Origin of the sequence: Streptomyces gobitricini (assembly GCF_039532985.1) — a bacterium.
Lineage (GTDB): Bacteria > Actinomycetota > Actinomycetes > Streptomycetales > Streptomycetaceae > Streptomyces > Streptomyces gobitricini.
The window spans coordinates 58,498-83,110 of sequence record NZ_BAAASR010000022.1 but is presented as its reverse complement, the minus strand read 5'-3'; the positions used below and the strand labels follow the sequence as shown (position 1 = coordinate 83,110).

Sequence of the window (24,613 nt, the reverse complement as noted above, 5' to 3'; positions counted from 1 at the left end):
AAATGCCAGGCCGTGACGCACCCGATGGGTGTCCGACAGCACTTGACCAGGAATTCTACGCAGATCCCCACCGGGTGTACCGAACCGTCAGACGGGATGGGAACAAGCCGCGGGAAATCGTTCTCACGACGGGAATGGCTTACCTGCCGCCCGGCCTGAGAGCCTGGCTGATCACCTCGTACGAGGACATCGAATTCGTTCTCCAGGACCCGCGATTCCGTAAAAGTATCGACCGGGCCATGCCGCTCTTCGCGGCGCACTCTTCCGGCGGTGCCGAGGGGACGGGCGGCGGGGCCCGTTCGTCGCTGCTCTACGACAACATGGCGAACAACGATCCGCCGGAACACACCCGGCTGCGCAAGCCCCTCAACGCGACCTTCACCGCCCGTTCCGTCGCCGCACGGAGGGATGACATCCGCCGTTGCGCACACGAAACGCTGGACGCCGTGGCCGGATCCGACAGCTTCGATCTTGTCCAGGATTTTGCCTTTCCTTTCTCCATATCGGTGATCTGCCGCACTCTCGGCGTGACGGACGAGGACCGGGGTACCTTCCACGGCTGGGTCCAGACCATCACCGGCGATGCCACCCCCGAGGCGCTGCGGCGGGACACCGGCTCGATGACCGAGTACCTGCGGGGACTGATCCGGGCCAGGAGGGACGCTCCCCGAGAGGACGTCCTGAGCCACCTCGCCACGTCCCTCGACGAGCCCGAGGCCGTCGCGCAGGCGTACGCGCTGCTCGCGGCCGGCTATGAGACCACGGCGAACCTCATCACCACCGGCTTCCTGACGCTCGACGCCCACCCCGTGCAGCGCGACCGGCTGTGGGCCGACCCCACGCTGGTGCCGGGCGCGGTCGAGGAAATGCTGCGCCACCAGTCGCCCTTCAACCTGTCCCTCTACCGCTACGTCACGGAGGAGGTGCGGCTGAACGGGGTGACCATCCCGGAGGGAGCCATCGTCTTCCTCGCCTTCGCGGCCGCGAACCGCGACGATTGCCGGTTCGACGAACCGGAGCGTTTCGACATCGGCGCGCCCCGCCGTGAGCACCTCGCCTTCGGCGGCGGTATCCACAACTGCATCGGCAAGCACCTGGCGCGTCTCGAAGTCATCGTCGCCTTCGAGACGCTCATCGAACGCTGTCCGGGGCTGCGGGTGTCCGAGTCCGCCGCCGCCCACGAGTGGAAGGCCAGCCCCACCTTCCGGGGCTTGCGGACCCTGCGGGTCGGTCCCGGCCCGGTACCGGGGAGGGAGGCGGCGTGACCTCGGTACCGCACCCCGTCGGTGACCGTCCGGCGCCCATCGCCGTCATCGGTATGTCCTGTCGCGTCCCCGGTGCCGAGGACCCGGCCCACTTCTGGCTGAACCTGGTCGGCGGCGTGGACAGCGTCGGAGCCGTACCGCCGCACCGGTGGACCGACCGCGCCCACGGGGCCGCCACAGCGGGAACCCCGGCGAACAGCGCCGCCGCCGCGGCCGCCCGGGAGAACGCCGCCGCAGCAGCGGGCTCCGCGGTGCCGGCCGCCCGTCGTGGTGGCTTCGTCGACGACGTCGAGGGCTTCGACGCGGGCTTCTTCGGGATCTCGCCGCGCGAGGCCCGCACCATGGACCCGCAGCAGCGCCTCCTGCTCGAACTCGCGTGGGAGGCCCTGGAAGACGCCGCCATGCCGGCGGCGGAGGTGCACGGCAGCCGCTGGGGAGTCTTCGTCGGCGCCTCCGCCGACGACTTCCGTCTCACGTACCTCACCTCAGGCGCCCTGGACCGGTTCGGCCACACCGGCAGCAGCCGCTGCATGCTCGCCAACCGGGTCTCCCACCACTTCGGGTTCCGCGGCCCCAGCGAGGTCGTCGATACCGGGCAGTCCTCGTCGCTGGCCGCCGTGCACCGCGCGCTGACCGCCCTGCGGACGGGTGAGTGCGAGGCGGCCGTTGTGGCCGGAGTCCACCTCAACCTCCTCCAGCGCGTCACCGACCAGATCGACCTGTGGGGCGGTCTCTCCCGGGACGGCCACTGCCGCACCTTCGACGCCCGCGCCGACGGTTACGTACGCGGCGAGGGCGGCGGCTGTGTCGTCCTCAAGCCGCTCGACGCCGCGCTGCGCGACGGTGATCCCGTCCAGTGCGTGGTCCTCGCCGGCGCGACCAGCAATGACGCTGGGCGTGGCGGGCTCACGGTCCCCTCGGCCGACGCCCAGTACGAGGCGATGACCGCCGCCCACGCCGCCGCCGGTGTGACCCCGGACGACATCGTGTACATCGAACTCCACGGGACCGGCACCCCCGTGGGTGACCCCGTCGAGGCGCGCGCCGTCGGTGCGGCCGTTGGCCGGGGCCGGCCACAGGGCAGCCCCGTACGGGTGGGCTCGGTGAAGACGAACATCGGGCACCTGGAATCCGCTGCGGGCATGGCCGGATTCCTCAAGGCGTGCCTGATGCTGCGGTACGGGCAACTGCCGCCGACCCTGCACCACAGCGCGGGCAACCCGGCCATCGCGTTCCGCGAACTCAACATCGAGGTCGTCACGAGGCTGGAGAACCGACCGTTCGGGGACGGCGAGGCCGTCGGCGTCAGCTCGTTCGGCATGGGCGGCACCAACGTCCACGTGATCCTGGGCCCCGCGCCGGCGGCCGCGCGCGAGCGGCTGGACGACACGGAGGAGGAGCCCACCGTCTGGTGCCTGTCCGGGCGCACACCCCAGGCCGTCCGGGAGCTGGCGGCGGCGTTGCTGGACCACCCGTTCCCGACCGGGCGGCCGCCGGTCGGCGCCGTGGCCGAGGCCCTGGTCCGCCGTACCCACTGGGAGCACCGCGCGGCGGTCGTGGGGGCCGGGTGGACGCACCTCCGCGAGGGGCTGGCGAAGGTGGCCGCGGGCCATGGCTTCGCCGTCCCCGCCGACTGGCTTACCGCGGCCGGAGCCGACGGCGTGCGCTGTGTGGAGTCCGCGAGCGCCTACGTCCACGGCGGCGACAGCGCCTCGGTCCGCGCCCTGGTCGGTGACCGGCCGCGCAGGGCGCTGGGCCTGCCGACCTACCGCTTCAGCAGAGAAACGTTTCCTCTCCCCGGTGGGACCGCCCCCGCCGCGCCGGAGCCGGACGTACCACCCGCGCCCGTCCGGGACGTACCACCCGCGCCCGTCCGGGCCGCATCGACCGGACCCGAGCCCCCGCCCCGCTCCGGGCAACCGCCCTGTTCCGGATCCGGGAACGCGCCGGCCGGCGCGGCCGGACCGGAGACCGAAGCGGCACCGAAGACCGCAGCCGCACCGACGGCCGTAGTCGTAGCGGAGACCGAAGCCGGGCCGGAGACCGGTGAGGCCGGACCGGCGGCCCTGTTCCGCGTGACGTGGCTGCGGACCGCGCCCGGTGCCGACCGCGAGTGGCTCGTCCGCTCCGTACTGGAGCGCGAACTGGCCGTCGTGCTCGGCGGATCGGTCCCCCGGCTCGACCCGGACCTGTCCTTCACGGACCAGGGCATCGACTCGATGTCGCTCATCGAGTTCCTCGACCGCATCGTCGACGCGACGGCCCTGGACCTGTCCGAGACGGTCCTCTTCGACCACCCCACCCTCAGTGAACTGGCGCAGCGCGTCGACAAAGAGATGGAGTCCGAGCATGGCTGAGATGGCCGAGTACGACGCGACACGCGACGCCATCGCCGTGATCGGGATGGCCTGCCGCTATCCCGGCGGGGTCACCGGCCCCGAATCCCTCTGGGAGCTCGTCCGGGACGGCCACGACGCCGTGGGCGACTTCCCCGCCAACCGCGACTGGCACACCGAGGACCTGTACGACCCCGCCTACGTCCGACAGGGCGGCTTCCTGCACGACGCGGACACCTTCGACGCCGCGTTCTTCGGCATCCGCCCCGCCGAGGCCAAGGCCATGGACCCGCAGCAGCGCACCCTGCTCCAGGTCACCTGGGAGGCCATCGAACGCGCGGGCATCGTGCCGTCCTCCCTCAAGGGCTCCCGCACCGGGGTCTTCGTCGGTCTGATGCCCAACGAATACGGCATGCCGCTGTGGAAGTGGCAGGAAGAGACCGCCGGGTTCATGGGTACCGGCACCTCGCCCAGCGTCGCCTCCGGCCGCATCGCCTATCTGCTGGGCCTGGAAGGCCCCGCGCTCACCATCGACACGGCGTGCTCGTCCTCCGGCGTCGCCATCCACACAGCCGTACGCTCGCTGCGCAGCGGGGAGACCGACCTGGCCTTCGCCGGCGGCTGCACCGTGCTGGCCGGGCCCGGCATGTTCGTCGACTACGCCCGTAAGCAGGCGCTGTCGCCGGACGCGCGCTGCCGCACGTTCTCCGACGCGGCCAACGGCACCGTGTGGGCCGAAGGCGCGGGCGTCTTGGTCCTGGAGCCGCTGGCGAAGGCCAAGCGGCTCGGCCGGACCATCCTCGGCGTGATCCGGGGCACCGCGGTGAACCAGGATGGCGCCAGCAACGGGCTGACCGCCCCGAGCGGTCGTGCCCAGGTGAAGGTGATCAATCAGGCGCTGGCCGATGCCGGGCTCGGGCCGGAGGACGTCCAGCTCGTCGAGGCGCACGGCACCGCGACCAAGCTGGGCGACCCCATCGAAGTGAACGCCATCCACGCCACGTACGGGCAGGGCCGGCGCGACGAGCCGGTCTGGCTCGGTTCGCTCAAGTCGAACATCGGCCATTCCATGGCCGCCGCCGGTGTCGGCGGTGTGATCAAGTGCCTCACCGCCATGCGTGCCGGGGAGATGCCCCGCACCATGCACGTCGACGGCCCGCTCAACTCCCACGTCGACTGGTCGGGCACCGTGGAGGTGCTGCGCCACAACCGCGACTGGCCGCTGCGTGCCTCGGTCCGACGGTGCGCCGTATCCTCCTTCGGCGTCAGCGGCACCAACTCGCACGTCATCCTGGAGAGTTGGGAGGAGGACCGGGACGCCGTCGCACCCGGGGACGACGGCGCGGACCGTCCGGCTGTGCTGAAGCTCTCCGCCAAGACGCCCACCGCGCTGCGCGCCTACGCCCGGGCCGTGGCGGACCGGATCGCCACGGGTACCGCCTGCCTGTCCGCCCTCTCCCACGTGCTGCGCACCGAACGCGAGGACCACGACTGCCGTGCCGTCCTCCTCGGCACCGGACGCCCGCAACTGGCCGCCGCACTGCGGGAGTTCGCGGACGACGTCGAGGACACCGACGGCGCCCGGGGCGCCGGCCGCACCGGGGGCATGGAGACCGCCACAGCGGCTGCCGTGCACGGCGAGGCACGCCGTATCCGCCGGCCCGTCTTCGTCTTCCCCGGCCAGGGCTCCCAGTGGCCCGGCATGGCCGCACGGCTCCTGGTCGAGTCGCCCGTATTCCGGCAGCGCGTCGAGGAGTGCGCCGCCGCCTTCAAACCGCACCTGGACTACGACCTCATGGCCGTGCTCCACGGCGAGGACACCAGCGTCGATCCGGAGCGCACCGACGTCATCCAGCCGCTCCTCTTCTCCGTCATGCTCGGCCTCGCGGCCCTGTGGCAGCATGCCGGGATCGAACCGGCGGCCGTGGTCGGCCACTCGCAGGGCGAGGTGGCCGCGGCCTGCCTGGCCGGCGCCCTTGACCTGGAGCAGGCGGCTGAAGTCGTCGCCTGCCGCAGCCAGGTCCTGGAGCGGCACGGCAGGGGCGGTATGGCGGCCGTCGCCGCCTCCGCCGACGAGACCGCCGCCCTCCTCGCCGAGGCCGATGCCGATCTGGTGATCGCCGCCACCAACGGGCCGTCCTTCGTGATCCTCTCCGGTGACGACGAGCCCGGCCTCGCCCGGCTCCTGGACCTGTGCGACAGCCGTGGCGTCTACGCCCGCCGTGTCCCGGCCAAGTGCGCCTCCCACTCCCCGGTCGTGGAGGAACTCGAAGACCTCATCACCGACGGGCTCGCCGGCATCACGGCCCGCGCCTCCGCCGTCCCCGTGTTCTCCACCGTGGAGGGCCGCCGTATGCGCGGCGATGAACTCGACGGTGCGTACTGGTACCGCAACCTGCGCGGGCGCGTACGGTTCGCCGAGACCATCGAGGAAATGGCTTCCCACGGCTACGACGCATTCATCGAGATCAGCCCCCACCCCGTGCTGACCGGCTCCCTGGAGGCCATCCTGGGCGGCACGGTCGGCCGTCCACCGGTGTGCGGCACGCTCAAGCGCGACCAGGGCACCTGGGAACGCTTCCTGATGTCTGCCGCGACGGCGTACGTACAAGGTCACCCGGTGGACTGGAAGCGGCTGCTGCCCGTCCTCGACTCCGTCACGGCCACGAGCCTGGCCGCGGCGCGTGCCGAGCTTCCCACTTACCCCTTCGAGCGCAGGCGGTTCTGGCTGCCCTCCGAGCCCGTCCCGGTCGGCGCGCGAGCCGCGCGGCCGGCCTTGGAGCCGGCCACCGTCGAAGCCGCCGTGCCACGCGCGAGGGGAACGGTCCGCGCCGGCGCCCATCCCTTCCTCTCCTCCGTCGTCGACACCCCCAACGGCACGGTGGTGATGACCGGCCGTCTGTCGGTCCGCAGCCACCCCTGGCTCATGGACCACCGCGTGGAGGACACGGCCCTCCTGCCCGGCACCGCCTTCATGGAGCTGCTGCTGACGGCGGGCGGTGAACTGGGCTGCGAGGGCATCGACGAGATGCTGCTCAGCGACCCCCTGATCCTGCCGATGGACGGCTCGCCCGTCGACGTCCAGGTGACCGTGGAGCCCGCCGACGCGCGGGGCGCCAGAGCGGTGACCGTGCACTCCCGCAAGGCCGGCAGCGACTCCTGGCAGCGTCACGCCGACGGCGTCCTGGCCGTGCCCAGGCCACAGCCCGCTCCTGCAGCCGCCGACCTGGCCCTTCCGCACGGCGCCGCCATCGTGGACAAGGACGCCATGTACGCGCGGCTCCGCGAGCGCGGGTACGGCTACGGCGAGGCGTTCCGGGGTGTCCGCTCCGGCGCGCACCAGGGCGACGACGTCCGTGCGGCCGTCGCCCTGCCCACCGCCGCGCTCGTCAACCACAGCGGCTTCGCCGCGCACCCGGCGCTGACCGATGCCGCCCTGCACGCCGCCGTCGCCTGCGGGATGCTGGGCGAGCCCGCCGCGGGCCGGATCGCCGTGCCCTTCGTCTTCCACGGCGTACGCCTCGGCCCCGCGATGCCCGGTGAGACATGCCAGGCGTTCGCCCGCCGGGTCGGCGACGACGCGATCTCTCTCACCCTGACCGCCGACGACGGCACGGTCGTGCTGGCGGTCGAGCGGATGGTCGTACGCGACCTGGACCTCACCCGTGCCACCCGTCCGAGCCCGGACCAGGACCTTGCAGTGGACCTGGACCGTGCGGGTCTGTACACCGTCGCCTGGGAAGAGGCGACCCGTGCCGGCGCCGGGTCCTCCGATACCGGTACGCCGCGCCTGTGCGTGGTCGGCGGGGGAGAGGGCCGGCTGCCGGGCCTGCTCCGTGACGCCAATCGCGGTGGCATCTCGGTCGCCACCCTCGACGAGGCGATCATGATCGTTTCCAGTATCCCGGGCGACTGGCACGTCGTCGTCCCGTCACCGGAGGGCGGGAACGACCCAGCGACCCAGGTCCACGCCTCCGCGCAACGCACGCTCGACATTCTCCAGACCTGGCTGCGCGCCGAGGACCTGGAGGGCCGCGCGGTGCTGACCTTCGTGACGCGCGACTCGGTCGCCGTACCCGGCGACGAGACGTTCGCCCTGGGCGACAGCGCGGTCTGGGGCATGGTGCGCTCCGCGCAGACCGAGCGCCCCGGCCAGTTCCGGATCGTCGACGTCGACGACCACGCCCTGGAGTCGGCCGACCCGCTCGTACGGGCGCTGACACGGACCGAGCCACAGCTCGCCGTACGGGCCGACCGTGTGCTGGTGCCGCAGCTCACCCCGCACACCGCACCGGCCGGCGGCGGTACGGCGGAAGCGCCCGACCTGAGCGGTGGCACCGTCGTCATCACCGGCGGCACCGGCACCCTCGGCCGCGCCATCGCCCGCCACCTGGTGTCCCGGTGGGGCACCACCTCGCTCGCCCTGATCAGCCGCAGCGGCGAACGGGCGCCCGGCATCGGCGAGTTCTGCGCCGAGATGGCCGGCCTCGGTGCGACCGTACGCGTCCTGGCGGCCGATGTCGCGGACGCGGACGAGGTACGGCGAGCCCTCGACGAGGTCCGCGCGAACGGGCCGGTCGCCGGCGTCGTTCACGCGGCGGGTGTCCTCGACGACTCCACCGTGGCCAACATGACGCCGGAGCAGCTCCGTGCTGTCCTCCGCAGCAAGGCCGACTCCGCCCTCCACCTCGATGTGGCGACCCGCGATGACCCGCTGAGCTGCTTCGTCCTGTTCTCCTCCCTCTACGGCGTCATCGGCGGGCCGGGCCAGGCCAATTACGCGGGAGCCAACACCTTCCTCGACCAGTTCGCCGCCCTCCGTCGTGCCGAGGGGCGCCCGGTGCACGCCGTGGCGTGGGGGCTGTGGGCGGAGGCGACCGGTATGACCGGCCACCTCGACGAGGGGGACCTGCTGCGGCTGCGTCGCAACGGTGTCGCGCCCTTCGCCACCGAGGACGGTCTCGCGCTCTTCGACAGCGCACTGACCAGCGGCACCGCGGCACTGGTGGGGGCCCGGCTGGCTTTCCCCGACGAGGACACGCCCGGCCCGGTCGACGGACCCTTCCTGCTGTCCGCCCTCACGCGGCGGCGCCTTGATGGCACGGCCCGGGGTGACCGGAGCCGGTCCGCATCCCGCCAGGCCCGTCGTTCGCCGGCCGCCACGGCGTCCGCGCCATCCGCCGTCCCCGCCCCCACCAGGGTCGTCGGCGGTGCTGATCGGGCACCGGCTCCGGTGGCCGGTGCGCAGGGTGCCGGTTCCTCCACGGAGGCGGTTCGTCCCCTGCTGGAGTCCCCCGACACGTCGGCGGACCAGCGGATCGCGGCCCTCCTCGGCGTCATCAAGGACCATGTCGCCGCCCTGCTCGGCACCAAGCCCGACCGCGTGGACGCCCAGCGGTCGTTCTACGAGATGGGCTTCGACTCGCTGACGTCGATGGAGCTGCGCAACCGGATCGGCCGCGGCCTGGGGGTGCGGCTCGGCGCCACCGCCGTCTTCGACCACCCGAGCCCCGAGGAGCTGGCCCAGCACGTGGCCGAGCTCTTCGCACCCCGGGAAGAGACCTCCGCTCCCGTCTCGGAACCGGCGGAAGCCGCCTCGGACTCCGCTCCCGCCTCCGCCACGGACGCCGTAGCGGATCCGGCGTCCCGACCGGCCGCCGAAGCCGCGCCCGAGCGGGCCGCCGGGGCCGGACGCACCGGGAGGCCGCCGCGCCCGGACTCGCCCCCCTTTCCCCTGACCAAGCTTCAGGAGGCGTACCTGGCGGGAAGGGCCGGTGACTTCGAGCTGGGCAACGTCCCCACGGTGCTGTGTATCGAGGTCGACCTGGCCGGCTTCGACGTCCGGGCGGCGGAGGACGCCTTCCGGCGCCTGGCGGAGCGGCACGAGATGCTGCGCGCCGTGTTCGATCCGGCCGGCCACCAGCGGGTGCTGGGCGAGGTCCCCGGGTGGTCCATCCCCGTCGAGGACATCCGGCGGCTGACCGCCGAGGAGCGTACGGCCCGGCTGGCGCAGATCCATGATGAGGTGACGTCCCACACCTTCGACACCACTCGCTGGCCGCTGTTCCTGATCAGGGCCACACGCGTCGACGACACGATCACCCGGCTGCACGTCGCCATCGATGTACTGATCTCGGACGGGGCGAGCAGCACCCTGCTGTTCAACGAGTGGGCCCGGCTCTACCGTGACCCGGACGCCGACCTCCCCGCCCCCGCCGGCTCGTTCCGTGACCACGTGGAGGCGCTGCGGGAGTACCAGGCCTCGGACGCCATGGAACCGAGCCGGACATATTGGCGTGAGCGTGCCGCGTCGTTGCCGTCCGCCCCGGAACTCCCGCTGGCCGTGAAGCTGGGGGAGATCACCCGGCCCGTCTTCGGTAACCGCTTCATCCGGGTCGAACCCGACGACTGGGACCGTTTCAAGAAGAACGCGGCCTCCGCCGGAGTGACCCCTTCCAGTGCCGTCCTCGCCGCCTACTGCCAGGTGCTGGCCACCTGGTCGAGGACGCCGGACTTCACGCTCACCGTGCTCGTCTCGCACCGGGGCGCGGCTGGTGCCACGGACATGTCCGACGTGGTGGGGAACTTCTCCTCCACGAACCTGCTGGAGGTACGGGTCGACCAGGCCGCGCCGTTCCGGGAGACGGCGGCCGCCGTGCAGCGGCAGCTCATGCTCGACATGGAGCACACCGCCTACACCGGTCTCGACTTCCTGCGTGACCTGAGCCGGCTGGACGGCGAGGCGGGACGGGCCCGTATGCCGGTCGTCTTCAACAGCACGCTGGGGGGCCAGGTGCACTCCGCCCCTGGGTCCGAGGCGGGCCCGGTGGGTGCTCTGTGCCTGATGGGTGACTCGGGGACGCCGGTATGGAGCGGGGTGCGGACGCCGCAGGTCATTCTCGACCACCAGGCGTTCGAGGAAGCCGGTGCACTGATTCTCAACTGGGACGTCGTCGAGGAGGCCTTCCCCGAGGGCGTCGTGGACGGCATGCTCGCCGCGTACGAAGGGCTGATCCGTGAACTCTGTCGTTAAGTCCGCCTGGGCGGAGCCCGTCCGCCTGCCGTGCACGGGACACGGCGCGCTCACCGCGGCCGGGAGCTCGGACAGCCCCGAGCCGGCCGCCGCCGTACCGGTGCCGCCGTTCCCAGAGGACGCGCTCCTGCACCACGCCGTCGTGGCCCGGGCCCTGGAGACCCCGGACGCGGTCGCGGTCATCACCCCCGGGCGCACCCTCACCTACCGGGAACTGGCCACCGAATCGGCCCTGCTGGCGCACCGGCTCGCCGACGCGGGCGCAGCCCCCGGGTCGCTGGTCGCCGTGGTCATGGAGAAGGGCTGGGAGCAGGTCGTGGGCTGCCTCGGCGTCCTGCGCGCCGGTGCCGCCTATGTGCCCGTCGACCCGCACTGGCCGGCCGCGAGGATCGCCGGTGTGCTCGCCGCGGCAGGGATCGGCCAGGTCCTCACCCAGCCCGGCGTACGTTCCACCGTGCCCTGGCCCGAGGGGATCGAGGTCTTCGAGGTCACCGCGGTGACAGGGCCCGATGTGCCCGGCGACCTCCCCGACGGCCCCGATGTCACGGTGTCGCCGGAGGACCTGGCGTATGTCATCTACACCTCCGGATCCACCGGCGTACCCAAGGGCGTGATGATCGAGCACGGCCCGGCCGTCAACACCGTCCGCGACGTGAACGACGAACTGTCGCTCACCGCCGAGGACCGGGTGCTGGCGCTGTCCGCGCTGCACTTCGACTTGTCCGTGTACGACATCTTCGGCCCCCTGTCGGCCGGCGGCGCCGTCGTGGTCCCGGCACCGGGCGACGAGCGGGAACCGGGCAACTGGCTGCGCCTGATGACCGACAGCGCTGTGACGGTATGGAACAGCGTCCCGGCCCTCATGGCCATGCTGTGCGCCCATGTCAGCGGTGAGCCGCGGCCTCCGTCGAGCCTGCCGCCGCTGCGTGCCGTCCTGATGAGCGGCGACTGGATCCCCGTGTCACTGCCCGACGAGGTGCGGGCGTTGTTCCCGAGCGCTGTCCAGTGGAGCCTCGGCGGCGCCACGGAGGCGTCGATCTGGTCCATCTGGCACCGCATCACCCCCGAGGCCCGCCACCGCACCTCCATCCCCTACGGCACATCGATGCGCAATCAGCGCGTCTTCGTCGCCGACCGGCTGCTGCGTCCGCGCCCGCACTGGGTCACCGGCGAGATCTGCATCGCGGGCGCCGGGGTCGCCCGTGGCTACCTCGGCGACGAGGAACGGACCCGGCGCAGCTTCGTCACCGATCCTGCCAGTGGTGGCCGCCTGTACCGCACCGGCGACTGGGGGCGGCTCCTGCCGAACGGGGAAATCGAGTTCCTCGGACGCCGTGACGACCAGGTCAAGATAGGCGGCCACCGGATCGAACTGGGTGACGTGGAAGCGGCCCTGCTGAGCTGTCCCGGGGTCCGTACCGCCGTCGCCACCGTCCACGGCGAGCGCGGCCGGACCCGCCTGACCGCCCACGTCCTCCTCCAGCCCGGGGCCACCCGCTCCGGAGCCACCCTCCGCCAAGACCTGGGGCAGCGCTTGCCCACCTACATGCTCCCTTCGGCGGTGTCGGTCCGCGACACCTTCCCGCTCACCCCGAACGGCAAGGTGGACCGCGCCGCGCTCGCCGCGCTGCCCGACGAGGCAGCCACGGACGGCCTCGACACCGCCGTCCCCGAAGGCCCGTCGGACGCCGAGGAGAAGCTGCTCTTCACCATCTGGAGCGACTTCTTCGACGTACCGGACCTCTCGGTCACCGACAACTTCTTCCAACTCGGCGGCGACTCACTGCGCGCGGTACGCCTCGTCTCAGCCATCCGCCGCGAAACCGGAACCCCCATGCCCGTCGCCACCCTCTTCGCCCACCCGACAGTCCGAGGCCTGGCCCAGTGGCTGCGCGGCGCCCACGAGCCGGAGCGTCCAGCCCGGGAGAACGCCACACCCGAGAGGCGAACACGACATGAGAGCTTCTGAACCATGCCATGAGGCCCGTGTCGGCACTCAACGGATCAGGCCGAAGCCGACGGGGCCGTAGCGGCGGCTCCAGCGGCTTTGTGGGGGAGAGAGACGGTGGTGAGGACGGGGAGACGACAGTCATGAGTTCTGGAGAGGCGGAAGGTTTACGTGAGGGGAGCAGTGTCGGCCCTCAGGAGAAGTGACACGTTCTGCCCCTGTGCCGCCGCAGTCACGTGCCCGGACCGTCGATGGTGATGACCAGCGTTCTACGCCGTCGGCACGCGGGGCTGCTTCGGCGGTGGCCCGGGACAAGGAGCAGCAGCACAGCCGATGTACAGCCCCAGCCTGACCCCGCGCCGCCCCCGCGGGTCGAGCTGGTCGACTCCGACGGATCGTGGACATGGTCGCGGTGGATCCACGGGATCTCGGCCAGATGCCCGTCAGGGAGCCGGAGCCAGATCTGGCGCACATCGTGGGGGTTGTAGTGGATCTCCCATTTCCCGCCGCGGCCGGCGATGGGGGAGGGCTGGCCGCGGTAGGGGGCGAGGAGGTCCGCGTCGTAGGTGCGGTGGTGGGTGGCGGATACCGGAGGCGGTGATGGCCTGCCAGCGTACGGCCAGAAGCTCGAGGTGGTCGTGGCCGGTCAACGGGACGGGCACGTATCCGGCGACGGCGACCAGGGCGGCCCACATCTGGTTCGGCGTGAGTGCCTTGCGGGGCATCATCGGGTGGCGCGGGCCTTCGTGGGGGCGGTGGTGGTAATGCCCAGCCGTTCGTCCAGGAGGTCCTGCAGCTGGGCGACGCTGTAGCAGGCCTCGTGTTCGGTGTCGGGGCCGCGGCGGGTGACGTCGGATCCGGTGTGGCCGGGCAGGTGCTGGCAGAACAGCGCGTTGATGGTGCCGACGGTCCGCTCGACGATGCCTTTGGCGGTGGGGCGTGGGGCGGGGCGGGCTGGACGCTGATGCCGAGGGTCTCGCAGGCGGCGGTGAACGCCCGGGAGACGAAGACCTTGCCCCGGTCGACGACGATCGTCTCGGGCAGGACGACGGCCTGGCCGCCGCCCCGGCCGGGCGCTCGTCCAGCGTGGCCGGCCGCCGGTGAGGCGGCGTCCCACAGCGGCGGGACGGGTGCCGCCAGCAGGTGGTCCAGCGCGCTGCCGCGCTCGGTCGGATACAGACGCAGCTGCCTGCCGGCACCGACTCCTACCGCCTCGTCAGCACCCGAGCCCGAGCCGAGAGCCGGTCAAGGCCGGCTGAACCATCCGGGTCCGCCCCGCCTGCGGCGGGGCGGACTCACAGCCAGGACACCTGGATCAGCCGTGAGATCCTCTCCATCATGTTCGAGAGCGAGCGCAACCAGCGGGCGATAGCATGCGTCGAGGCGCACGTTCGCGACTTTTTCACCGGCCATGCGATCACGGTCAGCGACTACGACCTGGGACCTGGACGAAGGGAGGCAGTTCCAGACCTGAGGATCCTCACCGTCAGCCCCGGGACGTCGCACCGACAGCTGGTCCTATATCACCGCCGGCTGCTGCACGGTCGAGACGGACGGGCACGGCCTCGAGTTCGTCCTCTCCGCGCCCGCCCGCGATGAACGCTTTGCTGAGCTCCTGGCCATGACCGCCTACTACCACTCCGATCACCATCTCGATCTCGAGCACAGCCTGCCCACCGGGAAGCCGTGGCTGCCCGGGTCCCACTGCGACCACCTGCTGATCAGCCTCCCCTACCTGCACGGCCCTGACCTGGAACACTGTCCGCTACCGGACGGCCATGCCCGCGTCCTCTGGGCCCTGCCGGTCACCGCAGCCGAGATGGCATACCGTCGCGAGCACGGCCACGAAGCCCTTGAACAGCTTTTCGACGAGCACGCGATCGTCCCGACTGATCAAGGCGGCCGTCCAGCGCCTGAATCTCGCGGGCACAGTCCGGGCGCAAGTGGCAGCCGGGGAGCCCTCCAGCGCCGTCAAAACTCGTCGACATGTTGACGCCCAGTGATCACCGATTGCTGCCCAAAGTCATCGACAGACGCTGTCCGCCTTCAGGTTCTGGCTCAGCTTTCGTGCCGAGTGACGCTCCGTTATCGCTGGACATCGAAGAGAGCGATGGAAGAGGGTGGCGGGGCAAGCACTGCGCGAAGGTGCGTGAGTGTGGCTCGCCACTGTTTCCAGTCCTCCGGGTCGACCCAGTTTGAGGCTGGCCCGTCCTCGTCGCTGGCGATGCGGGCGAGGGCTTCGTCGTCGGCGAGTGCCCGAAGGTCGGAAGGGAAGACTGGCATAGGTGTTTCCGGACCGTAGGACATGTCGACGGGTTCGCCTCCCGGACATTGCGCCGCGATGAGTGCAGCGGCGGCCACCGCCTCTTCTGCTTCCGTGAGATAGCCAGCCGGTGGCGTCGATCGTCCGGATGAGGACGCCTCGGATCATGGCTTCGCGCGCCTCGGGCTCGGCGTCGTCGAGAGCGTTGGCGAAGTCTGCGGCTGTGTCGTTGTCGAAGGTACCGGTATCCCAGGTACCCATGCTGATCTCCCTTGTGTAAGGCCGCCCGGATCCTCGCATCAGGGACTGACAACATGACTACGGGGCGAGCAGGACCGTTTGCGCAGGAGGTCGAAGCCTGCGCGGCCGAACATCTGGCGCTTGAGCACCTTGATCCGATTGACATGGCCTTCGAGGACTCCGGAGTTCCATGGCAGCGTCAGGCCAGCGATGACCGCGTCGCGGTCTCGGTCGATGCCGGCCGCGAGAGTGTGGAGGCTGGGCAGGTCGTCCTGGCGGACGGCGTCGAGCCATTGCGGCAGTCGTTCGCCCTGGCGCTCGGTGAGCATGCTGGGCGAAGGACCGGACGTGACCGGTCAGGGCGTCGAGTTGCGGGCAGTGGGCCAGGACGGCCTTGAGCCGGAGCTGTTCGATCTCGGTCAGCGTCTCGGGTCGGCTGAGGATCCGTTTCGTCGCCACGCGGGGTGCCGGCGGCTGCGCGGTGACCGGCCGCGGCGAGGTGCGCTCCTCTCGCAGATAGGCGCTGACCCTGCCGTAGCTTCCTCGCTGTGCCCGCCCGTGACCCCGATGCCCCGTGCCGAGAGACCGTTTCCGGCCCCGGCGTCCCGCCTGGCGCCCCGTCTTTGGGGCCAGATTCCATTGCAGCGTCGTAGCGAACCTGCCACCGCCGGGCAGACCCGTCACCGCTTGCGGACAGTTTGGATGCCACCGCCCCGCCGGTGCCGTCCCCGCGCGGTAGCTTCATGTGCCCAGTTTGGCGGGCGGATCCGGCGGTCCGCGTTGTAGACCTCTGTTCGGTTCGGTAGCGTCGTTAGGCAAGCTTCGGCGGACGGGGAGGGGGAGACCGCCATGGCCTTGTCCAAGGCGCTGTCATCAGCTCTCGGTTCCATCGTCACCCTGTTCACGCGTCGCGGAAGGCGGAAGGAAGCAGCTACCTCCCCGAAGGCTGCGGGCGAACGCTCGATCGCAACCGGAGGCGACAACACCGTTTCCGGGGCTATCGACATGGGCGACTACATGATGGTTTTCCAAATGGGTGCTGATGGGGTGCGTGCTGAACGCACCTCTGCTTCTTACGTCTCATACTTCTCGCCCGAGAAACTGCGCGCCATCGTCTCTGAACCGCAGGAGGAAGCGGCGCGGCTCGCCTGGGCCGAGGCAGTGGAGCGCTTGCGCGACTCTGCGGAGGTGGCTGGCCTCCAGCCCGAGAGCGTCCTCAACTTCCAGCGCGAGGCTGTCATCCGGAGCGTGGAGCTCGCGCGTATCCGGCGGGTCCTCGCCGCGTCCTTGACGAACGGGCTGTCGACAGCGGAGCGCGAAGCAGTTGCGGCCGACTCCGGCAACGCGATCGACCACGCGCTCGCCATGCTCTTTCTCCGACTCGGGCCACCGCCCGGGCCGACCGAACTCGACTACACGCCCGCCGGCAACGGTGGCGGAGGGGCCCAGCAGTGACCACGGAGGACAGGGGGGCCCTCCCCACGCCTCAAACCCCCGGCAGTGACCCTGTCGTGTCCGCCGGCATGAGCATCGCAGCGCAGTGGGGCGCGGTGCTCGATCCCCAGCAGCTGGACGTTGCCCTGAAGGCGCTGGAGCCGCAGCTGCGTCGGGAACACAAGGAGCGCATGTTCCGGCTGGAGATGCAGCAGGCGGCTGCCGAGACGGAGGCCCGGGCGCAGCGCGAGGTCGCAGCCCACAAGCGGTACATGGCCGGTCTGGTGGCGGGCACGCTCGTCGCGATCGGAATGCTCGGCGCCGGGGTGTACGTGGCGAAGGACTCTTGGTGGCTGTCGGTGCTGCTATGCGGTCCGAGCCTGCTGGCTCTGGTGAAGATCTTCGTTCTGCGGCGCAGCGACCCAGCGGACATGGAGGCCGTGTCGGTTGCGACGCGGCGAGGTATGAACGCGGCCCAGCCGCCGGGCCCTCCGCCGCCGCCCGTGGTCTGAGCCGTCCGGTAACTGTTTCACGACCGCCGAGGAAGTCACCCGGAACCATCACCATCCACAACCGACCACGGCGTCGACCGATGAGTACCTGAGGGTGCGCCACTTCGGGCTGCCACCACAAGGCGTACGCCGTCTCACACGAGCCAGCCCCTCGTAATCGAATGGGGCAGGGCGCTCCGTGCCGCCTACTGCGTGCGGCGCCGCTGCCGCCGGGGTGGGTGCCGTGTGATGCGGTTGTACGGAGCAGGGAAGCTGTTGTCCGCCCTGTTGGCAGCTGGGCTTTGGCGTGTAGTGGGCGCCGTGGTGCGTTGCGGTCAGTCGTGGGGGCTTGCGAATATGGGGGTGGCGGCCGTGTCGTACGGGAGGCCGGCCATCACGTCGGTGTAACCCTGCTCCGTGACCGCGTATCGCCGCTGGTCACGCGGGCGCGGGCCGGCCGCCAGCCGCTTCCGGTGTGCTTGGGTGATCTCTTCGGCCTCTCGCCGCCAGCCCTTCTCGTCCGGCAGCCGCACCAGCTCCACGCATTGCCATGCCAGCCGCCCCCGCAGAGCAGTTCGAGGGTGGTGTGCGGCCAGTCGCGGACCAGGTCGGTGGTCCAGATGCCCGGGGCGAAGGCGGTGCGGCGGGTCAGCCGCCAGCGCCCGTGGTGCAGCGGGCCGTACGCCGTCTCTTCCCGCCATCGTGCGTATTGGTGTGTCCAGTTTGCACGGGTGCGTAGCTGCGAGGCGCGCAGGGGCGGCAGCGGGGAGCGGTGGCCGGGCAGACGGTGCAGGTGGAGGTAGCGGCAGCAGCCGTCGGTTTCCTCGCGGCCCAGGAGCAGGGTGCGCGCGCCCTGTCGAAGGATCAGCCGTCGGTCTGTGGCTTGCCGCTCGAAGCGCAGAGGGGACGGAGCCGGCTGGCTGGCCGGCACTGACAGCACCAGTCCGCACGGCGGCCGGGAAGGTCGGGGTGAGGGCGCCGCAGCTGAATGACAGGCGCGTCGACGAGGCAGCGCATCCGGAGCGGGCGACTGCTGCTACCGCTCCTACGGTACGGCCTGATGGTGCTGGTCGGCCTCGGCTGCGGTGTAGAAAGCGGCGAAGGTGAAGGCGCGCGGGGACGGTCCGTTCGCCCGCAGGTCCGCCAGCCGCTCCAGGGCCTCGCCGACGGTGGGGAGGTGCCCGGCGGGCAGCCACCAGAGCACCAGGTGCGCCTCAACGTGCGGCTCGAACCACTCGCGGCGCCGTCGCATCACTTCGAGGTGCCCACTGCGGTAGGTGAAGTCCCAAAGTGCCTCCCGTGTCTGCCACACCGTCAGGTTGACGATGACGTCCTCGCCCGCCGGGCGCAGGCCGGTGGCGTCGCCCGCTCCCTCCTCCACAAGCCGCCACACGAAGCCGGGCGCTGCGTCGGCGGCGGCGTTGACCGGGTCGAGCAACTCGACGAACGGCGCCGTGCGCGGGTCGTCGAGCGGGTGGCGGAGCGTGGCGACGTTGAGCTGGGCCAGGTGGGCGGCAGGCGCGAATGCGGTCATGACCTCATCCCAACACGCCTCACTTTTCTATGTCAATGCTCATTGTTTTTATAGGCCTCGACCACCACACAGCATTCCCCCGGCCGGGCGTCCATGCGGGCGCGGACGGGACCGTCCGGACCGAGCAGCCCCTCCAGCAGCGCGAGATTCATGCCGCAGACCAGCGGCGGAAAGCGCTCGGCGACGGCATGGAAGGGGCAGTTGCGCATACGGACCTGTACGGCGGCCCCGGCCGCCTCCCCGGCACCCTCCAGGCGTGGCTCGTAGCCACGGGCGGCCAGCATCTCCATGGCCTCTTGGAGGCCGCCGCACGGCGCCGCCGACCCGCGCAGGGCCTCACCCCGGCGGCGCGCGGCCGCGCAGAGCCCCGCGTCCAACCCGGCCTGATCGGCGGCCTCGGCGAGCACCTCGGCGGCGGTGCGGTAGTCACGGGCGGGCAGCGACACCGACCGCTCGGCCCGCGCCCGCGTGTACACCTTGGCGGGACGGCCCGCCCCCGGCCCCGAACGGCCCGTCAGACGGCGGCTGCCCGTCTCCAGCAGCCCGGCATTCGCCAGTTTGTCCAGATGGTGCGCGGCGAGGGTGCGCGCCACCCCGGCCGCCTCGGCCGCCTCATTGCGGCCGACCTCCCGGCCCTGCGCCACGACGTACTCGTACAGACGGCGCCGCACTGGATCCTGCAACGCCGCGATCGCATCGATGTCCTCCACCCGGCCATTCTAGTAACAACGCAGGCCGGAGATAGAAGCGCGGAGCGCCCGGCCGGAGAGACATGCGGCCCGTGACAGGGAGGTCAGTGACCAGAGGGGGCGCGCCCTTCCTCGTCTGCTTCCGCCCGGCCACCGCCACTCACCAGCCCGGTCCGCATGCCGACACCGCCACATCGGACCGCGGGACTCGGTTCCCCTCCGTCGCCGGTCCGTGGCGAAGCCCGTCGAGTGGCGCCAGCATGAATGTGGTGCCAGGCGGCGCCCCATGCTCCCGTGAGGAGAGGAGGGCATGGCCTGGGCTGCGGTTCCAGTAGGTCCATGCCTGCCCGGGGATGGTGTAGCCGAAGTCCATCAGCCCGCAGGCGATGTGGGGGATCTCGTGATGGGCGCCGTCCTCGTTGCCGTTCACCACCACGCCGGCGACCCGGTTGTGGGCGACCGGCCGGCCATCGGCGTCGGTCTCGCTGAGCATCGCGTCCATCCGCTCCAGCACCCGCTGTGCGATCGAGGAGGGATGCCCCACCTATGCAGGGGTGGCCACGACGAGGATCTGCGAGGCCGGTAGCTGCTTGTGCACGCGCGGCCAGTCATCGCCGGCGCCCATGTCCGTTGCCACGCCGGGCGGAATGTGGAGATCGGCCAGGCGCACCGTGGTGACCTCTACTTCCGCTCCCGCAGCGCCTGAATGAATCAAGTCGGAGGCGGTGTGGGGTGCGCGGTGATGACGAGGTTGGCCCGGTAGGTTTTGGCTTCTTTGTCCCATTCGGCGCAGGTGATGAGTGTCAGCTGGGGGATGGTAGTGGGTCCGTAGACGGTCTGGGAGGGGAAGGCCTCTTTGTCGTAGACGTTCATGGTGGTGATGGTGAAGACCGCTTGACGGCCGTCTCTGCGCTGGACGGTGATGTGGTCGCCTTTGCGCAGGGCTCCCAGGCTGTAGAAGGCGGCGGGGCCGGTGGTGGAGTCCAGGTGGGCGGCGAGGATGGCGTTGCCCCGCTCTCCGGGTGTTACTGAGCCGGTGTACCAGTCGGCGTGGTCGGCGTCGGTCGGCATGGTGACCGTTCCGTCCTTGTCGAGGCCGACCGCTTCGACGGGTGCGGCCAGGCCGATGCGCTTGGCGGTGATCCGGACAGGCTCGGAGGAAGGGAGCACTGCCACGTCGTGGGAGGGCGCGTGCGTGTGGGGCTGTGTGTGCTGGGTGGCCGGTGGCGGTGGTGCGGGCGGGGGCTGCCGGCCGGGTACGAAAGCCCCCCGCCAGCAGGGCCATGCCGACGGTGGCGCAGCCGGTGGCCGCCGCGGTGCGCACACCGCGGCGGCTCCTGCGAGCGGGAAACGCCATGCCCGTGCCGGGGTCAGTCCTGGCGGGCGGTACGACGGCGCAGCCCATAGGCGGCTCCGGCGGCGAGGATGAGCGCGGCGCCGGCGGCTGCTGCGGTGGTGTTGATGGCGTCCTGGGTGCCGCCCTGTCGCCCCAGCCGCTCACCGGGCCTGCGGCAGAACATCCCGTCGGAGGGCAGCGCCCGCGGCCGCCCGGCGTTGCTGTCGGCTGTTTTCGCTCTGTTGCGTCGGGGTGTCAGCGGGTTAGGGGGCCGACGTAGTTGAGCGGGTGGGTGGCCGCTTCTTGTTTTTGGACCATCCCCCATATCCACCGCAGTTCCTTGGCTTGTGTGTTGCCGGGCGGGGTGATAGCCGCGACCCCGGGGTCGATGACGTTGTCATCGGTCTTCCCGGAGAGGAATGTCATGGTAAACCGCGCGGTACCCCCCGGGTTGAGCGTCACGGTCTTTGGGTTTGGCGTCTGCTGGTTGAAAAATGTTTCGGTCTCCACGCCCTTGGTCTCCGTGCCCATCTTCAGGGTCACCTTCGGAAAGCCTCGCAGGGTGCACGCGCTTGAGCCGCTGTTCTTGACCGCTACGACGACGCTGACCTGCTCTTCGGTGTTACTGCCGCCGGGCTTCGCCGTTCCGTCGGTCGTCCAGTCGAGGCCCAGGTCGGCGGTGCGGCAGGGAATCTGTGCAGCTGTCGGCTGGGCAGTGGCCAGAGCGGGAGCCGCCGTAAGAGCCAGAAGGCCGGCAGAGACGAGCGCTGCCCCGCGTATATTTATGTGCGCCATATGCGACCTCCACATGTCCGAAGAGTGCGGGTTACCATCGCACCCCAGTCGCCACCGTCTGAGTACCCCCCACCAGAGACTTGCACATCTCATTTATGAGAGTCGCAGCCGTCGTGCTCGGACGCTCGATGTGAATTTTCATCGACGATCACGCGGGGCCCCTCAGATAACCGTCCTTGGCAACTGAGCCCAGTCACAGGTTGTGTGCTTCCCGTCACCTATTCGGGCGTAGGTGAGTCATCAGGCCAGTAGGCGCCTCGTGGCGCACATGCACCGCTCGTCCGAAGGTCGGTGGCCCGCAGTCTCGGCTGTCCGCGAGGCAGCCGGGTGGCTCCGCTGGTGCGCCGGGACGGGAATCACTGCTCGGGCGCCGGGCTTTCATGATGGCCGGCTACCTGCGCGCGGCCCGCGCCCACCACAGCACCGGCGACGCTGCTTAACCCGCTCACGACGCCCCCTGTGTGATGAAGCGGGTGGATCGCTGATAAGTAGTCAAATACCGCGTCAAGCTGGGGAAGGGGCCGTAGGGCGGGCACGGTGACCTTACGGGAACGTCTGTGGGCGGGCAGGGGACCGAGTGGGCGATGCGGCCAGCCTGCGGAGCTCGAATTCCGAACACTAGGGCGAGCTCTCGCAGTGGCAGGGGGCTTGGTGAGGGTAGGGCCGCAGGAGTGATGTGCCGTCGGTTCACCGGCGCTGTGGGGAAGTAGGGGGGTGTGACCTTCGATTCTACGACTGGGGCGCCAGCTCCGCAGGCGAGGTTCTGGCCGGTTGATGACCTGCCCGCTCTCAACCCTGATCCCTTCCTGGACGAGGTTCTCAGCGGCGAATCCGTGACGCGGATCAAGCTGCCCCACGGTTCGGGACACGCGTGGCTGGTGACTCGCTACGAGGATGTCCGCTTCGTCACCTCCGATCCGCGGTTTGTCCGCGAACACGTCGTGGGCCGCTCCGTGACCAGCATGTTTCCCGCGCCCGTCGCCTCGCAGACCGCAGGACTGCAATACATCGACCCGCCCCGCCACACCCACCTGCGCAAGGTCGTCGCCAGGGCCTTCACCACCAAGGGCATGGAACGGCTGCGCCCGGTCGCTGAGCACACGGCCGCTGAGCTGATCGAGGGCATGCGGCGGGCCGGTGCCCCTGCCGATTTGATGGAGCACCTGCTGGGCCCTTTTCCCATCGCCGTCGTCTGCTCCCTGCTGGGGACGGAGGAGGGCGACTGGCGTCAGTGGGCCGCGACCGCGGAAGAGGCCCTGTCAGTCGCCGGGGACACAGAACGCAGCAAGGCGGCCCGTGAAGTGACCCGCCAGCGCATCACCGAGCTCCTGGGCAACCGCCGCGACGCACCGCGTGACGACCTGGCCGGCGTACTAGCCCAGGCCGCGGCCACGGGGGAGATCACCGACGCTGAAGCGGTCTCCCTGGCCACGGCGGTCTACGTCAGCGGCGGCCACGCCGTACGGAACAACAGCGGCTCGATGATGTACGCCCTGCTGACCCACCCCGAACACCTCAATCGGCTGCGCCGAGAGCCGGAACTGTTGCCCCGGGCCGTGGAAGAGCTCTTCCGCTTCGTTCCTCACCGCAACGGCGTCGGCATCCCCCGCATCGCGACGGAGGACGTCGAAATCGGCGGGCACGTGATTCGGACGGGTGACGTCGTCTACAACTCCTACCTCTCCGCCAACCGTGACCCCAACGTCTTCCCCGACCCTGACACCCTTGACTTCGACCGGGAAAACGTCGCTCATCTCAGCTTCGGGCACGGCCCGCACTACTGCCTGGCCGCCACGATGGCCCGCATGGAAGCCGAGATCGTCATCAGGTTTGTACTCGACCGCTTCCCCCGCCTCCAGCTTGCCATCCCCGCCGCCGAAGTGGAATTCCTACGCAAGGGACCCATCCGCGGCCCGCGAACTCTGCCCGTCGCCTGGTAGGAAGAGGAGGGCGGGTTGGCCCAGTAGCCGGTCGGCCCGACCGGGTCTTCGGGCTGTTCGACCAGCAGGGTCCGCACCGGCAGAATCGAGGTCCTGCGCGTCGAGAGCCGCATGACCCGATCCACCGTCACTCGCCCGCTGGCCGCGCTTTGGGTGTTCATCATTGCGGTGTGCGCTCAAGTTCCTCGGATGGCCCGCGTGGCTGATTGCGGTTTTGTGGACTGCCTGAAGCCAGGCTTGTGGTCCTGTCCCGAAGGAGACCCACGAGCAGGCGGCAGCACCACCTGGATACCGGACGAGCTCCGCGAGCGGGCCGTCCGCGAGGTCTGCGCCGCCGACCGTTCGGTCGGGCATGTCGTCCTGAACCTCGTTATCCACAAAGAAGCCTTCGGTCAGTGGGTCCGAAAGGCGAAGCCGACGGCCGGGACGACCGGCCGACCACCTCCGAACGCGAGGATCGGAGCAGCTCCGCAAGGAAACGGGCAGTTGAAACGGGGCTTGCCCCAGTCCAGGCTTCGTTCAGCTGGTGTGGTGGAGGGACGCGCACGGGAGGGGTTCGCACGACTGCCGGGCGAGGCAGGGGAGCCGTGTCTCATCCGGCGGCCGACGGCCGGTCGGCGCGCGCGGCTGCAGCAGTGACCACTCGCGATTTGTCAGATCCCCCTACCCATGCCCAAGTCAACGAGCAACAAGTCGCAACGTCGCACGATTCGCCGGACAGTGCCTAGCCGCCGAAGGCCTCGGCGAGACTACTTCTGCGACGGCGGCCGCCGCGTCCACGGCCTGCAGGTCGAGTTCACGGACGTGGAGCAGGTCCGGTTCGACCTGTAAGGCCGTCCGGCAGGCCGGTGCCTTGGCTTGTTGTCATCGACCGGGGCCGCATGCCGAGCTTCGGTGTCGTCGCGGGCTTCAGGCGGCAGCACCGAGTGCTCCAGCCTGACGGGTGAGGCGCTAGCTCAACTCGAATGAGCTCGCTTTGTCATAACACCCATAGGGGACCTGTGTCAGGTTAGGGTGCAGGTCGAACCACTGGTTCCCGCACTCGCCCTCAAATTTTACGTCGGCCGAGAACCACACGTCACAATGCGAGCCGTTGCCCAGTTGGGTGCTGACCGAACTGACGCTGTCGTTCCACCCGCCGGGGAAGTTCTCGAACCTGTAGTCCTTGTCGCTGGTGCTGGCCGTGCAGTCCCTGGAGACGGAGTAGGTGAGGGTGGGGCCGCTGGAGCCTTCGGCCCCGTGTAGGTGGCACTTCCGCTCCGGTGCCGGGTGCCGGGTGCCCGCACCCGCCCGTCCGGGCCCCGGCTGG

At 70.5% G+C, this 24,613-nt stretch carries 16 protein-coding genes and 4 pseudogenes; 9 read left to right on the top strand and 11 right to left on the bottom strand.

Features of this window, described 5'->3' with window-relative positions; translation table 11 throughout:
- Nucleotides 1-134 precede the first annotated feature (134 nt).
- The 5 genes and pseudogenes from ABD347_RS20870 to ABD347_RS30730 all read left to right on the top strand — a co-directional run bounded on the left by ABD347_RS20870 (nucleotide 135) and on the right by ABD347_RS30730 (nucleotide 12,603).
- On the top strand, nucleotides 135-1,265 hold the full coding sequence (locus ABD347_RS20870; protein ID WP_344363522.1) for a cytochrome P450: 1,131 nt from the start codon (nucleotides 135-137) through the stop codon (nucleotides 1,263-1,265).
- A complete protein-coding gene (locus ABD347_RS20865; protein WP_344363521.1) occupies nucleotides 1,262-3,622 on the top strand; it encodes a beta-ketoacyl synthase N-terminal-like domain-containing protein in 2,361 nt (786 codons plus the stop codon). The genes ABD347_RS20870 and ABD347_RS20865 overlap by 4 nt, the downstream gene beginning before the upstream one ends.
- Nucleotides 3,615-10,634, top strand: a complete 7,020-nt coding sequence (locus tag ABD347_RS20860; protein ID WP_344363520.1) for an SDR family NAD(P)-dependent oxidoreductase — start codon at nucleotides 3,615-3,617, stop codon at nucleotides 10,632-10,634. The genes ABD347_RS20865 and ABD347_RS20860 overlap by 8 nt, the downstream gene beginning before the upstream one ends.
- Nucleotides 10,618-12,003: pseudogene (locus tag ABD347_RS20855) on the top strand (amino acid adenylation domain-containing protein); the annotation flags it as partial. The gene ABD347_RS20860 and the pseudogene ABD347_RS20855, both read left to right, overlap by 17 nt.
- Before the next feature lie 12 nt (nucleotides 12,004-12,015).
- Entirely contained in the window at nucleotides 12,016-12,603 is a 588-nt protein-coding gene (locus ABD347_RS30730; protein ID WP_425575722.1) for a phosphopantetheine-binding protein, read from the top strand.
- 370 nt (nucleotides 12,604-12,973) lie between these two features.
- Here ABD347_RS30730 and ABD347_RS20850 read toward each other — a convergent pair.
- Nucleotides 12,974-13,688: pseudogene (locus ABD347_RS20850) on the bottom strand (Mu transposase C-terminal domain-containing protein); the annotation flags it as partial.
- A gap of 416 nt (nucleotides 13,689-14,104) precedes the next feature.
- Here ABD347_RS20850 and ABD347_RS20845 point away from each other — a divergent pair.
- The gene (locus ABD347_RS20845; RefSeq protein ID WP_344363529.1) at nucleotides 14,105-14,575 is read left to right on the top strand and encodes a suppressor of fused domain protein; all 471 of its coding nucleotides are present in this window, start codon (nucleotides 14,105-14,107) and stop codon (nucleotides 14,573-14,575) included.
- 92 nt (nucleotides 14,576-14,667) lie between these two features.
- Here the strand turns inward: ABD347_RS20845 and ABD347_RS20840 are convergent, their stop codons facing one another.
- The 3 genes and pseudogenes from ABD347_RS20840 to ABD347_RS20830 all read right to left on the bottom strand — a co-directional run bounded on the left by ABD347_RS20840 (nucleotide 14,668) and on the right by ABD347_RS20830 (nucleotide 15,414).
- Nucleotides 14,668-14,943, bottom strand: a complete 276-nt coding sequence (locus ABD347_RS20840) for a DUF4259 domain-containing protein (protein ID WP_344363518.1) — start codon at nucleotides 14,941-14,943, stop codon at nucleotides 14,668-14,670.
- A gap of 94 nt (nucleotides 14,944-15,037) precedes the next feature.
- A pseudogene (locus tag ABD347_RS20835) lies at nucleotides 15,038-15,106 on the bottom strand (DUF4259 domain-containing protein); the annotation flags it as partial.
- Nucleotides 15,107-15,144: 38 nt separating this feature from the next.
- Nucleotides 15,145-15,414 (bottom strand): transposase, encoded by a 270-nt coding sequence (locus tag ABD347_RS20830; RefSeq protein ID WP_425575721.1) that lies wholly within the window; start codon nucleotides 15,412-15,414, stop codon nucleotides 15,145-15,147.
- Nucleotides 15,415-15,934: 520 nt separating this feature from the next.
- Between ABD347_RS20830 and ABD347_RS20825 the strand changes: the two genes are divergently transcribed.
- Together ABD347_RS20825 and ABD347_RS20820 are read left to right on the top strand one after the other, a co-directional pair.
- A complete protein-coding gene (locus ABD347_RS20825) occupies nucleotides 15,935-16,540 on the top strand; it encodes a hypothetical protein (RefSeq protein ID WP_344363517.1) in 606 nt (201 codons plus the stop codon).
- A gap of 68 nt (nucleotides 16,541-16,608) precedes the next feature.
- Complete coding sequence (locus ABD347_RS20820) at nucleotides 16,609-17,031, top strand: hypothetical protein (protein ID WP_344363516.1); 423 nt, start codon at nucleotides 16,609-16,611, stop codon at nucleotides 17,029-17,031.
- A gap of 314 nt (nucleotides 17,032-17,345) precedes the next feature.
- On the opposite strand, the gene ABD347_RS20815 is transcribed toward ABD347_RS20820, so the two are convergent.
- From ABD347_RS20815 to ABD347_RS20785, 7 genes and pseudogenes are all read right to left on the bottom strand, one after another.
- Nucleotides 17,346-17,552 carry a hypothetical protein gene (locus ABD347_RS20815; protein ID WP_344363515.1) on the bottom strand — a complete coding sequence of 69 codons (207 nt, stop codon included), beginning with the start codon at nucleotides 17,550-17,552 and terminating at the stop codon, nucleotides 17,346-17,348.
- A gap of 503 nt (nucleotides 17,553-18,055) precedes the next feature.
- Nucleotides 18,056-18,544, bottom strand: a complete 489-nt coding sequence (locus tag ABD347_RS20810; RefSeq protein ID WP_344363514.1) for a DUF3291 domain-containing protein — start codon at nucleotides 18,542-18,544, stop codon at nucleotides 18,056-18,058.
- A 32-nt stretch (nucleotides 18,545-18,576) separates the two neighbouring features.
- Entirely contained in the window at nucleotides 18,577-19,254 is a 678-nt protein-coding gene (locus ABD347_RS20805; protein ID WP_344363513.1) for a helix-turn-helix transcriptional regulator, read from the bottom strand.
- A gap of 292 nt (nucleotides 19,255-19,546) precedes the next feature.
- Nucleotides 19,547-19,927, bottom strand: a pseudogene (locus tag ABD347_RS20800) (flavodoxin family protein); the annotation flags it as partial.
- A gap of 17 nt (nucleotides 19,928-19,944) precedes the next feature.
- Entirely contained in the window at nucleotides 19,945-20,403 is a 459-nt protein-coding gene (locus ABD347_RS20795; RefSeq protein ID WP_344363512.1) for a class F sortase, read from the bottom strand.
- A gap of 200 nt (nucleotides 20,404-20,603) precedes the next feature.
- Complete coding sequence (locus tag ABD347_RS20790) at nucleotides 20,604-20,753, bottom strand: LPXTG cell wall anchor domain-containing protein (protein ID WP_344363511.1); 150 nt, start codon at nucleotides 20,751-20,753, stop codon at nucleotides 20,604-20,606.
- A 71-nt stretch (nucleotides 20,754-20,824) separates the two neighbouring features.
- Complete coding sequence (locus tag ABD347_RS20785; protein ID WP_344363510.1) at nucleotides 20,825-21,364, bottom strand: DUF4232 domain-containing protein; 540 nt, start codon at nucleotides 21,362-21,364, stop codon at nucleotides 20,825-20,827.
- 716 nt (nucleotides 21,365-22,080) lie between these two features.
- Between ABD347_RS20785 and ABD347_RS20780 the strand changes: the two genes are divergently transcribed.
- Nucleotides 22,081-23,304 carry a cytochrome P450 gene (locus ABD347_RS20780; RefSeq protein WP_344363509.1) on the top strand — a complete coding sequence of 408 codons (1,224 nt, stop codon included), beginning with the start codon at nucleotides 22,081-22,083 and terminating at the stop codon, nucleotides 23,302-23,304.
- The last annotated feature ends 1,309 nt before the right edge of the window (nucleotides 23,305-24,613 follow it).